5 protein-coding genes are annotated in these 13380 nt (G+C 33.8%); all 5 read left to right on the top strand.

The features are described from left to right. The first annotated feature begins 22 nt into the window (after window positions 1–22). The 5 genes from ACXAG4_RS03720 (at window position 23) to sov (ending at window position 13326) form a co-directional block, all read left to right on the top strand. A complete protein-coding gene (locus ACXAG4_RS03720; protein WP_475294728.1) occupies window positions 23–955 on the top strand; it encodes a carbohydrate kinase family protein in 933 nt (310 codons plus the stop codon). A 23-nt stretch (window positions 956–978) separates the two neighbouring features. Then, a complete protein-coding gene (gtfA, locus tag ACXAG4_RS03715) occupies window positions 979–2559 on the top strand; it encodes a sucrose phosphorylase (protein ID WP_475294727.1) in 1581 nt (526 codons plus the stop codon). Window positions 2560–3135: 576 nt separating this feature from the next. Next, complete coding sequence (locus ACXAG4_RS03710) at window positions 3136–5433, top strand: NADP-dependent malic enzyme (RefSeq protein ID WP_475294726.1); 2298 nt, start codon at window positions 3136–3138, stop codon at window positions 5431–5433. A gap of 47 nt (window positions 5434–5480) precedes the next feature. Next, complete coding sequence (ruvA, locus tag ACXAG4_RS03705; RefSeq protein ID WP_475294725.1) at window positions 5481–6062, top strand: Holliday junction branch migration protein RuvA; 582 nt, start codon at window positions 5481–5483, stop codon at window positions 6060–6062. Between the two features lie 7 nt (window positions 6063–6069). Next, window positions 6070–13326, top strand: a complete 7257-nt coding sequence (gene sov, locus ACXAG4_RS03700; protein ID WP_475294724.1) for a T9SS outer membrane translocon Sov/SprA — start codon at window positions 6070–6072, stop codon at window positions 13324–13326. The last annotated feature ends 54 nt before the right edge of the window (window positions 13327–13380 follow it).

The raw sequence follows: 13380 nt of genomic DNA, 5'->3' as shown, positions 1-13380 counted from the left end.
AATTTTACAGATATAATTTTCAATGGAAAATAATAATATAGATATTTTGTGTGTTGGCGAAATTTTGGTCGATTTTATTGGACATCAACCAGGTGTTTTAATAAACGAAACTAGCGATTATCACCGCTATTTAGGTGGGTCGCCAACTAATGTTGCCATGAATATGGCTCGATTGGGTTTAAACGCTGCTTTAGTAGCTACTGTTGGGCAAGATGGATTTGGTGAGTATGTTTTTAAGCGCTTAAAAGGCGTTGGTGTTAATGTTAATTTTATTAAACAATTGGAAAGAAATGCAACAAGTGTCATTTTTGTGTCCCGATCGGAAGGTACGCCAGATTTCTTGCCATTTCGTGATACCGATTATAAAATAACAGAAGACCAAATAACTTCTGAAACCCTTAAAAAAACAAAAATATATCACACAACCTGTTTTGCGTTAAGTAAAAAACCAGCGCAAGACACCATAATTAAAAAAGCCGAAGAAGCTTATAATTTAGGGTGTAAACTTAGTATTGATGTAAACTATGCCAGAAAACTTTGGGAAAGTAGAGATGAAGCTTTGTCGGTAATAAAAGCATATTGTAAATTTAATCCTTTGGTAAAAGTTAGCGAAGATGATATGCTGCGACTTTTTGAAAAAGAGTTGCCTCACGAAGAAATTTTCGAATTTTTTCATAATCAAGGTGTTGATACGGTGTGTTTAACTTTAGGCAGTAAAGGTGTTGTTTTGTCGCAAAAAGGAAAAGAACTCATAAAAATGCCTGCTATAAAAATTGAAAAAGTGATGGATGCAACAGGTGCTGGTGATGCTTTTTGGTCTGGGTTTTTGTTTGCGTATATTAATGAAAAACCTGTAACTGAATGCTTAGAAGTTGCTTTAAAATTGGCAGCGCTAAAGCTTCAAAATGTAGGAAGGTTGCCCGATAACATTAACATAGTTTCAAAACTTTTATAAAATAGTCTCAACATATAATTATTATGAGCTCAACTAAAAATTCTATTCCAAATGGCGTTATGCTTAACGCTTATCCAGATAGTATTGGTGAAAATTTAAGCGATATCATTTCAATGCTTAAAAAACCTGAATTTAAAGATGTTTTTTCGCTGTTTTATGTGTTGCCAACTTTTTTTAATAGCGATTTAGATCGAGGGTTTTCAATAATAGATTATAATATTAATAAAGACTTGGTTTCAGAAGCCGATTTAAAAGATTTAGATGCGCTCAATATCATGCTAAAATTCGATATTGTTCTAAATCATTTATCTGTAGCTTCGCCGCAATTCAAAGATTTGTTAGCACATGGTAATGCTTCTAAATACAAAGATTTTTTTATAAACTGGAATACCTTTTGGGAGGGTTATGGCGAATTAAATAGCGATGGCGTTATAAAACCAAATCCCGAATATCTCGATAAACTTTTTATGAGAAAATCGGGTCTTCCAATTTTAAAAGTGCCGTTCTCTGATGGTAGCGAACAACCTTATTGGAACACTTTTTATCAGCAAATAATAGAAGATTCAGAAACTAAAGAACGAAGTTATTTAGGGCAAATGGATGTAAATGCCAAATCGGAATTGGTTTGGGAATTTTATGAAGAAACTTTAGCTAAGTTAAAACAATACGGTTGTAAAATATTAAGGTTAGATGCTTTTGCTTATTTGCATAAAGAAGTAGGAGAAACTAACTTTTTTAATAAACCAGGAACTTGGCAATATTTGGAGCGCATAAAACAAATTGCCGATAAAAATAATTTAAAGTTGTTGCCAGAAATTCATGCCGAATATGGTGTGAATCTTCATGATGAGGTGGCTAATGAAGGCTATCAAATTTACGATTTTTTCTTGCCGGGATTAATGATTCATACATTAGAAACCGCAAGCAATAAAGCCTTGTATAAATGGATTAACGAGATTGTTGCAAAAGGTTATAAAACTGTAAACATGCTTGGGTGTCACGATGGTATTCCTGTACTCGATTTAAAAGGTAAGGAAATTGATGGTGTTTACAACCAAGGCCTTTTAAATGATAGCGAGATTGATGCTATTATGGAAACGGTAATAGGCCGCGGTGGTCGTGTAAAAAATCTTTACGGTCCCGACGGTAAAAAAATATCATATTATCAGGTTAATGCCACATTTTTTAGTGCGTTAGGTGAAGATGAAAAAAAGTTGTTATTGGCTAGAGCTATTCAAATGTTTGTTCCTGGAATTCCTCAAGTATGGTATCTCGATTTATTTGCAGGGAAAAACGATTATGAAGCTGCCGATAACGCAGGAAGCGGTGGTCATAAAGAAATTAACCGTACTACATTGTCTCTAGCAGAAATTGAGTCTGGCTTAAAACAAGATGTAGTTTTGAAACAATTAGAGTTAATGCGTTTACGTAATACTAGTAAAGCTTTTTCTGGAGATATTAAAATTAATAAATCTGAAGCTCATATTATTGATATAATTTGGACTAATAATGATGAATTTGCACAATTAAAAGCAAACATTAAAAGTCTTTCATTCCATATAATCATTAAAAAAGGAGCAGACAAACGTACACTTCATTTTTAAACAATAAATACTATCATAAAAGGTTTATTAGTAATCGAATAATTAATTAGGTTACTAATAAACCTTTTAAAATATAATTGAATTGCAAATTAATGCTTTGTCAAAATTGTTTTTTTACTCTAAATATTAATTTACTACAATAAAATGAAGTTTAAAATACCTTTTTAAGCATAGGGCATTTCTAATGCTCGCCTATATTTTAAAGCGTATAATTTTAATTTAATAGTTAAAATCCAATACTCGTATGATACCTTTTTTTTCAGTCTGTTTAAGTTATTCTGTAATTTCATAGGGCTATTAATTTTTAGCAAAATTACTAAATTTACTTTTAGTTTACAATTTGTTAACATTAAATTTACATTCAGGTAGCTTTCAAAGCTTGTTAAATTCTTTAAAAAACAATTAAAAAACCACTGTTAAATCAATACTTGTCGTTATTTTTCAGTAATTATGTTGTTTGCTTAAAAAGCTATTAATAATATTTAAAGATTGCATGGTTACGTTTTTAGTATTCTTATATTTGAAGTTCAAAAAACATGCTATTCTCAATAAAAAGAGAAGAAAAACATACACACCATGAGCGAAGAAAGTAAACGTAGAGAAGCACTTATATATCACGCAAAACCAACACCAGGTAAAATTAAGGTAGTACCAACAAAAAAATATGCAAGCCAAAGAGATTTATCTTTAGCATATTCACCCGGAGTTGCAGAGCCTTGTTTAGAAATTGATAAAGATGTTGATAATGTTTACCGTTACACATCAAAAGGTAATTTAGTAGCTGTAATTTCAAATGGAACAGCTGTATTAGGGTTAGGTAATATTGGTCCTGAAGCCTCTAAACCAGTAATGGAAGGTAAAGGTTTGTTATTTAAAATTTTTGCAGATATTGATGTTTTTGATATTGAAGTTGATACTGAAAATGTTGATGAGTTTATTAAAACAGTAAAAAATATAGCACCAACATTTGGAGGTATAAATTTAGAAGATATTAAGGCACCTGAAGCGTTTGAAATTGAGCGTCGCTTAAAAGAAGAACTAGATATACCGGTAATGCATGACGATCAACATGGTACAGCAATAATATCTGCGGCAGCATTATTAAACGCTATTGAACTTACTGAAAGAAATATTGAAGACGCCAAAATAGTTATTAGTGGAGCAGGTGCAGCAGCCATTTCATGTTCAAGGTTATACCAAGCCTGTGGTGCTAAAAAGGAAAATATGGTAATGCTTGATAGTAAAGGCGTTATTAGAGATGATAGAAATAATTTAACACCAGAAAAAGCAGAGTTTGCTACCCATAGAAAAATTGATACACTTGATGAAGCTATGCAAGATGCCGATGTGTTTATTGGGCTTTCAATGGCAAATATTGTAACACCAAATATGTTACTTTCAATGGCAAAAGATCCTATAGTTTTTGCCATGGCAAATCCAGATCCTGAAATTAAATACGATTTAGCCATAGACACGCGTGATGATATAATTATGGCTACTGGTCGTAGTGATCATCCTAACCAAGTAAATAACGTTTTAGGGTTTCCGTTTATTTTTAGAGGCGCTCTAGATGTTAGAGCAACTGCCATAAACGAAGAAATGAAAATGGCTGCAGTTAAAGCGTTGGCAAGATTAGCAAAAGAACCAGTGCCAGAGCAAGTTAATGTTGCTTATGGCGAAACCAAACTAACCTTTGGTAGAGATTATATAATACCAAAACCTTTTGATCCGCGTTTAATTGCCGAAGTGCCACCAGCAGTAGCAAAAGCGGCCATAGAATCTGGTGTAGCTAAAAAACCAATAAAAGATTGGGTAAAATATCAAGATACATTATACGAAAGATTAGGCTCAGATAATAAGTTGGTAAGACTCCTTTTAAACCGCGCTAAATTAAACCCCAAACGTATTGTTTTTGCAGAAGCAGACCAGTTAGATGTTTTAAAAGCAGCACAAATTGCTTATGAAGAAGGTATTGCAATTCCTATTTTATTAGGAAGAAAAGAAGCTATTGAAGAGTTAATGGAATCTATTGAATTTGATGCTGACATTGAAATTATAGACCCTAAAACCGAAGAAGAAAATCCCCGAAAAAACAAATACGCAAAAGTATATTGGGAGCAACGTAAACGCAGAGGTGTTACCTATTACTCAGCACAACGTTTAATGCGAGAGCGCAACTACTTTGCTGCTATGATGGTAAATGAAGGTGACGCCGATGGTTTAATATCAGGGTATTCACGCAGTTATCCTACGGTTGTAAAACCAATGTTAGAGCTTATTGGTATGGCGCCTGGAGTTTCAAAAATAGCTACCACCAATTTAATGATGACTAAAAGAGGGCCTCTGTTTTTAAGTGACACGTCTATCAACATTGACCCATCATCAAAAGATTTAGCTAAAATTGCTCAAATGACATCAAAAGTTATTTCGTTGTTTGGTTTAAATCCGGTAATGGCCATGGTTAGTTATTCAAACTTTGGGTCTTCAGATAACGATAAAGCATCAAAAGTTAGAGAAGCTGTATCATATTTACATCGTTATTATCCAGATATGGTGGTTGATGGTGAATTACAAACCGATTTTGCCTTAAATGATGAAATGCTAAAAGAAAAATTCCCGTTTTCTAAATTAGTAGGTAAAAAAGTAAACGCTTTAATTTTTCCAAATTTAGATTCGGCAAATATCACCTATAAATTATTAAAGCAGTTAAATGAAGCAGATTCTATTGGGCCAATAATGATGGGTATGCGCAAACCAGTACATATTTTACAGTTGGGTGCTAATGTAGATGAAATTGTAAACATGACGGCTATTGCTGTTATTGATGCACAACAGAAAGAAAAGTACGAAAAGGAAAATGCACTTAAGAAATAATTTAATGCCAATAATTTTATTACATTTGGTGAGTTAAGGGTACATACATGATAACGCACATTCAAGGAAAACTTACTGAAAAAAATCCAACCCATGTTGTTATAGATTGTAACGGAGTAGGCTACATGATAAATATTTCTTTACATACCTACTCTCAAATTCCAGATAACGAACAGCTTAAGCTTTATACGCATCTTCAAGTTAGAGAAGATGCGCACACACTTTTTGGGTTTTCATCTTTAGCTGAACGCGAAATTTTTAGGCTTTTAATATCGGTTAGTGGTATTGGGGCTAGTACGGCGCGTACCATGCTATCATCATTAACACCAAAACAGGTACGCGAAGGTATAGCAGGTAATGACGTGGCTTTAATTCAGTCTATAAAAGGTATTGGCGCTAAAACAGCACAACGGGTAATTATAGATTTAAAAGATAAAATATTAAAGATTTACGATATTGATGAAGTTTCTGTTGCCCAAGGCAATACCAACAAAGATGAAGCGTTATCTGCTTTAGAAGTGCTTGGGTTTGCCAAAAAACAGGCAGAACGTGTGGTTGATAAAATTGTAGCGTCTGAGCCAGATGCCAATGTTGAAACCATTATAAAACAGGCCTTAAAAAATTTATAAAAGTATTTTGAACACAACCAACCTCAAATTTTATAAATCTGTAAAACAATCTACACTATTAGCTTTTATGCTGCTTTGCAGTGTAGTTGTATGGTCTCAACAAATACCACAAGACTCTGTAAAAACAGGCTTTAGTTTAGGTACAATAAAATCACCAAACCCTAATAGTATTGAGTCTAAATACACCTATGATCCTGTTACAAATAGGTATATTTATACTGAAAAAATAGGTAGCTTCAATATTAAATATCCAGTAATATTAACACCAAAAGAGTATTATGATTTAGTTGCTAAGCAAAGTATAAAATCATACTACCAAGAAAAAATTGATGCCTTTAGCGGAAATAAAGATGACGAAGAAGGCCAAAAAAACTTATTACCAGAGTTTTATGTAAAATCTGGTTTGTTTGAAAGCATTTTTGGCGGTAATTCAATTGAAATTATTCCGCAAGGTTCTGTTGAAATGGATTTAGGAATTCTGTTTTCAAGACAAGACAATCCTGCATTTTCACCAAGAAACCGAAGCAATTTCACCTTTGATTTTGATCAACGTATCAATTTAAGTCTGCAAGGTAAAGTTGGTACTAGGTTACAAGTAAATGCTAATTATGATACGCAGGCATCGTTTGATTTTCAAAACCTAATAAAATTAGAATACACACCAACCGAAGATGATATTATTCAAAAAATAGAAGTTGGTAACGTAAGTATGCCCTTAAACAGTTCATTAATAACGGGCGCACAAAGTTTATTTGGTGTAAAAACACAATTACAGTTTGGAAAAACAACAGTAACTGGTGTGTTTTCTGAACAGAAATCTCAAGCAAATACCGTTGTAGCTCAAGGTGGCGGAACTGTTGAAGAGTTTGAACTTTTTATTAGAGATTATGATGAAAATAGGCACTTCTTTTTAGCACAGTATTTTAAAGATACGTATGATACCTCTTTAAAAAGTTATCCGTTTATAAATAATAAAGGACTTCAAATTACAAGAATTGAAGTTTGGATAACCAACCGTAGCAACCGAACAGATAATGTTAGAAACATTGTAGCGCTTCAAGATTTGGGTGAAAACGATGTTATTGGTTTAGATACACCACCTGCAGGCTTTGTAAATGTAGGTCCGGGTGCCTACCCAAACAACTTAAATAATGATTTTGATCCTACAAATATTGGTGGCGCAGGCTCACAACTAACCAATGCTGTTAGAGATATTGCTACCGTACAATCTGGTATTACGGTTTCTAACGTAAGAGAAGGTTTTGATTATGCTAAGCTTGAAAACGCCCGTAAGTTAACCCAACAAGAGTATACTTTAAACTCGCAGTTAGGTTATATTTCGTTAAATCAGCGTTTAAATAATGATGAGGTTTTAGCCGTAGCATTTCAATATACTGTTGGTGGGCAAGTATACCAAGTGGGTGAATTTGCTAATGATGGTGTTGATGCTACTAATGTTGAAACAAACAATAATGGGCAGGTAACCAATGTTGTAAATACAAGTTTGGTATTAAAACTTTTAAAAAGTAGCATAACAAATGTAAATGAACCTGTTTGGAATTTAATGATGAAAAACATTTATGATACAGGTGCTTATAACTTAAGTCAAGATGATTTTACATTAAATATTTTTTATAACGAAGCATCGCCATTAAACTTTATTACACCAGTTGGCGGAGACTTTGAGTTAGATATTAACGGTAATACTGTTAATGGTTCAACGCCTGAAGACAATAAACTACAAAACGTACCATTACTTAGAGTTTTTAATTTAGATAAGTTGAATTTTAATAATGACCCACAGGCAAAAGGTGATGGGTTCTTTGATTTCTATCCAGGCATAACAGTAATTCCCGAAGGTGGAAAAATTATTTTCACCAGTGCCGAACCATTTGGTGAATACTTATTTAATGTGTTAGGTGGTGGTGATTATAATAATGATGCAGATTATAACGCAGATCAGCAAAAATATGTTTATGATATTCTTTATAAACAAACCAAAACAGCTGCTTTAGATGAAATTGAAAAAAATAAATTCAAACTAAAAGGGCGCTATAAATCTGCCGGAAGTGATGGTATTCCGTTGGGTGCATTTAACGTACCCAGAGGTTCGGTTAGGGTAACTGCAGGAGGAAGATTGTTGGTTGAAGGCGTAGATTATACGGTGAATTATCAATTAGGGCGCGTTCAAATTTTAGATGAAGCTTTAAAAGCATCAAACACGCCTATTGAAGTTTCAACAGAAAACAATGCCGTATTTGGGCAGCAAACACGCCGTTTTACAGGTTTAAATATTGAGCATAAATTTAATGAAGATTTTCTTTTAGGTGCTACACTTTTAAACCTAAATGAACGCCCAATAACTCAAAAAGCAAATTACGGTACAGAGCCTATTAACAATACCATTTTTGGTATTAACGGTAACTATGCCACAAAAGTGCCGCTTTTAACACGTTTGGTAAATAAATTACCTAATATTGATACCGATGCAGAATCTAACCTGTCATTAAGAGGTGAGTTTGCATATTTAGCACCAGGTTCACCCAAAGGAACTAATTTAAATGGCGAAGCTACATCGTATATTGATGATTTTGAAGGCACCCAAAATGCCATAGATTTAAGATCGCAACAGTCTTGGTTTTTATCAAGTAGACCTTTAGATTTAACTAATTCTCCTGGTAATGACAACCCAGGCGTTGAAAACGGTTTTGGTAGAGCCATGTTAAACTGGTACACCATAGACCCTATTTTTTACAGTACAAGACGTCCTGATGGTATAAATGATAACGATTTATCATCACTTTACACCAGTAGAGTTTTTATAAATGAGTTGTTTCCAGATAGAGATTTAGTACAGGGGCAAAACTCGGTGCTTTTCACACTAGATTTAGCATATTACCCGCAAGAGCGTGGGCCTTATAATTTTGAACCATCGGCAGCCGATGGAATTATTGATAACCCAAACCAAAGTTGGGCAGGTATTACGCGCCAATTAACATCAACAGATTTTGAGCAACAAAATGTTGAGTACATAGAGTTTTGGTTACAAGATCCGTTTCAAGAAAACCCCGCAAACTCAGGAGGAAAATTAGTTTTTAACTTAGGTAATATTTCCGAAGATATAATAAAAGATGGTAAGAAATTATACGAAAACGGCTTACCAAAAGATGGCGATATTAGCCTATTGCCAACCACAGATTGGGGAACGGTAACGCCTCAAAATCAATCGTTAATTTATGCATTTGATACTACCGGAGAACAACGTACAAACCAAGATGTTGGTTATGATGGTTATAGTGATAATGCCGAAAGAGACTTTGTCACTAGAGAAAATTTAAACCCTAATTATGCCGCTTTAGATGATCCTGCAAATGATAATTACAACTATTTTCTAGATACAACAGGTAATATTTTTGATAGGTACAAACGCTTTAATGGTGTTGAAGGCAACACGCCCGATACGTTTACAGATACGCAAAGAGCCGCCAATACACAACCTGATGTTGAGGATATTAACCGCGATAACACAATGAATACCATTGATAGTTATTTTGAGTATGAGTTAGATATTACACCCGAAAATTTACCCGAAAATCAATCAGAATTTGATAATTTACCTATTACAAACCCAATTAGGGAGTTTATTAGAGATTTTAAAGTAACACCACGTAATTTACCAAACGGAAATACAGAAAATGTAAGATGGTATTTATTACGCGTACCTGTAGAAGGTAGTCACGTTAAATCTGTAGGCGGTATTAGTGATTTAAGGTCGGTGCGCTTTGTCCGTATGTATTTAAAAGAGTTTGAACAGCCAACAGTGTTCCGTTTTGGTACTTTAGATTTGGTAAGAAGTGATTGGAGGCGTTACACATTGGCACTTGATAAAAATGACCCGTCGCCTGATGACCCTCAAACCGATTTTTCTGTGGGCGTTATTGGTACTTTAGAAAACGAAGGAAGTTATGAAAGGCCACCAGGTATTGAGCCTGAAGAGCTTTTTAATAATAATACTGTAGTTGAGCAAAATGAGCAATCGTTAGTTGTAAATGTTTGTAATTTAGAAACTCAGGATGCTAGAGGTGTTTTTAAAAACATAAATGTAGATATGCGCCAATTTAAACGTTTGCGTATGTTTTTACATGCCGAAGCACAAGAAGGCCAAAGCTTAAGTAGTAATGAAGTAGTTGGTTTTATTAGAATTGGTAACGATTTAAATGATAACTACTACCAAATAGAAATTCCTTTAGAAGTGTCAACCTCTACTACCAGAGAAGGGTTGTGGCCAGGGGCTAATGAAATAAATTTACCCATAGATTTATTGGGGCAAGCAAAAGCATTAGGTATTTCAAATGCTACGCTAAGCAATGAAGACCCTACGTTTTATGATGTAGTTAATGGTGGTTTAGTTGAGGTGTCAAACCCATTTACAGGTTATGTGGCTGGCCAACACAGAATTGGTATAAAAGGAAACCCAAATTTTGGTGATGTAAGAACACTTATGGTTGGTGTAAAAAATGCTACTCCACGAAATGATGTTTGTGCCGAGGTTTGGTTTAATGAGTTACGTTTATCTGATATGGATAACGAAGGTGGTTGGGCTGCTGTAGTAAGCATGGATTCAAACATTGCAGACTTTGCAAATGTTAGTGCCACCGGTAGGCAAAGTACTTCTGGTTTTGGGTCTATAGAGCAAGGACCAAGCCAGCGTGCTTTAGAAGATGTAAAACAATATGATGTGGTAACTAATGTACAGCTTGGGCAATTGTTACCAAAAAAATGGGGTATTCAAGTGCCGTTTAATTATGCGCAAAGCGAAGAGTTAATTACGCCTAAATACGATCAAGTATACAAAGATTTAAAATTACAAGATCGTATTGATGCCGAAGACACACAGGCAGACAAAGATAGGGTTAAAAAACAATCTGAAGATTATACCAAGCGTCAAAGTATCAATTTTATTGGCGTTAGAAAAACCCGAACAACCGATAAAACCCCACGTTTTTATGACGTTGAAAACCTAACACTTAATTATTCCTATAATAAAGTAGAACATAGAGATTTTGAAATTGAAAACTCTGTAAATAAAACGGTAAGAGTTGGTGCTAACTACGCATTTAACTTCAATCCGGTAAAAATTGAACCTTTCAAAAAGAACGATTCATTATTTACAGGTAGATACTGGAAATTCTTAAAAGATTTCAATCTTAATTTATTACCATCAAGTTTCAGTATTAATACAGATATTAATAGACAATTCAATAGACAAAAGTTTAGAAATATTGAACTGAGTGATGATGATATTTCGGTTGAAGAACTATTCCGAAGAAATTATACTTTCGATTTTCAATATACTATCAATTATAATTTAACAGATGCTTTACAGCTAAACTTTAATGCAGCTAATAACAATATAGTTAGAAATTATTTTAAGGATAACGACTTAATTAGAGGTGAACAAGATGAAACCCTTGATGTTTGGGACGGTTTATTTGATGTGGGTGATCCAAACAGGCAAAGTCAAAACTTAGGTATAACTTATCAATTACCAATAAATAAAATACCAACACTTAGTTTTATTGATGCTACATACCAATACACAGGTAACTTTCAATGGCAAAAAGGATCTGATTTATATGGCGAAGTTATTGGTGAAGATGTACATACCATTCAAAATTCTAATGTGCATGATATTAATGCATCGTTAGATATGAATAAATTTTACCGTTATATTGGTTTAGTAAAAAAACCAATTAGGCGCGTACGCAGCAGAACAACTCCAGGTGGTACACCTCCAAGCCCTACAAACGCTAAGAAAAAGCCAAAACCAAAAGCCAAAAACCAGTCGGTAACTAAACTTTTAAATGCTGGCGTAGACATTTTAACCAGTATAAAGCGTATGCAAATAAGGTACTCTGAAAACAACGGTACTTTTTTACCAGGTTATACACAAACACCAGGTTTTATTGGTACATTAAGGCCAACATTAGGGTTTACATTTGGAAGCCAAAGTGATGTTAGGCATTTAGCAGCCAGAAAAGGATGGCTAACCTTATTTGATGAGTTTAACCAACAATACACCGCAACACATACCAAACAATTAGATATTTCGGCAAGTTTAGAGCCTGTAAAAGATTTAAAAATAGATTTAGTTGGAAACAGAACATACTATGAAAATTACACTGAGAATTTCAGAGTAAATAACGTTCTAGGTAATTTACAATACCAATCATTAACACCAAACACATTTGGTAATTATAATATTTCTACAGTTTTAATTAAAACAGCATTTAATACCAGTGATGAAATAACATCAGAAACCTTTAATACATTTAGAGCTAACAGACTTGAAATTGCAGAGCGTTTAGCCGAAAAGTTTTACGGTCCTGGTGTTGCATATGGTAGAGATGCCGATGGTTACCCACTAGGTTTTGGTAAAAACAATCAAAAAGTATTATTGCCAGCATTTTTAGCCGCGTATACGGGGCAAGATGCAAGTAAAGTTAAAACCAGTGCTTTTAGAGATGTGCCAATACCAAACTGGGATTTAAAATATTCTGGTTTCATGAAATTTAAATGGTTTAAAAAACATTTTAAACGTTTTTCTTTAACACACGGGTATCGTTCAGCATATACAATAAACCAGTTTAATACCAACTTAAATTTAAATACAAACCCAAATGATAACGAAGCACCAATACCCGGAGTAGCTTATGCGAGCCAGCCACAACAAGCTTTAGATCAATCAGGTAATTACAAAAACCAGCGTTTGTTTGGAGGTGTTAATTTAACAGAATCTTTTAGTCCGTTGGCACGCATAGATTTTGAAATGAAAAACTCGGTAAAAGTATTATTAGAAATAGCCAAAGACCGTATGTTGTCATTAAGCTTTGATAATAATTTGTTAACTGAGGTACAAGGCAATGAATACACGTTAGGTTTGGGTTACAGAATAAAAGATTTACGCATAAAATCAAACCTAGCAGGCCCTAAAAAACGTGTGGTAAGCGATTTAAATATGAAAGCAGACATATCTGTACGCGATAATAAAACCATTATTAGGTATTTAGATTTAGAAAACAATCAAGTAACCTCAGGCCAAACTATTTGGGCATTAAAATACACTGCAGATTACGCGTTTAGTAAAAACCTAACAGGTATATTTTATTTTGATTATGCCTTTTCTGAATATGCAATATCAACCGCATTTCCGCAAACAACCATCAGGTCTGGTTTAACCATACGTTACAATTTTGGAAATTAGTAATTAAGTGTTTGAATTATATGCTTAATTAAATACATTTGTGAAGAACAAATA

Source organism: Seonamhaeicola sp. ABD4_175, assembly GCF_056160885.1.
This window is presented reverse-complemented; position numbering and strand designations above follow the sequence as displayed.